Origin of the sequence: Kosakonia sp. H7A (assembly GCF_003028445.1) — a bacterium.
Lineage (GTDB): Bacteria > Pseudomonadota > Gammaproteobacteria > Enterobacterales > Enterobacteriaceae > Kosakonia > Kosakonia radicincitans.
Genome location: NZ_PYTZ01000083.1, coordinates 1 through 502, shown reverse-complemented (window position 1 = coordinate 502; position 502 = coordinate 1). Strand labels below are relative to the sequence as shown.

The 502-nt window shown below is 70.1% G+C and carries 1 protein-coding gene; it reads left to right on the top strand.

The features are described 5' to 3' along the window. Positions 1-11 precede the first annotated feature (11 nt). The coding region (locus CWM66_RS28310; protein ID WP_233218449.1) for a translocation/assembly module TamB domain-containing protein at positions 12-502 on the top strand (491 nt) is incomplete at its 3' end.

Below are 502 nucleotides of genomic sequence, written 5' to 3'. Positions count from 1 at the left end.
CGCCGGTGGACATGGACCTGGCGGTGATCCTCGGCGACAACGTCAAGATGGCCGGTTTCGGCCTGAAGGGCACGCTGACCGGGCGCATGCAGGTGCGTGCGCGCCCGGGCCGCGGGATGACCGCCAACGGCGGGCTGGACGTGAGCGGCCGCTACAAGGCCTACGGCCAGGACCTGACCATCACCCGCGGCCAGCTCACCTGGAACAACAACATCGTTTCCGACCCGCGCATCAACATCCGCGCCGAACGCCGCATCGGCGATGTCACCGCCGGCATCGACGTGAGCGGACGTGCGGAATCCCCGCGTGCGGACGTGTGGTCAAACCCCTCGATGTCGCAATCGGAGGCGCTCTCCTACCTCGTGTTGGGCCGCGGGTTGTCCAGTGCCAGCGGCAGCGAGGCGCAGCAGGTGACGGCGGCCTCGGCGGCGCTGTCGGCCGGCAGCGGCCTGATCGCCTCGCAGCTCGGCGCCAAGCTCGGCCTGGACGAAGCAGGCGTGAG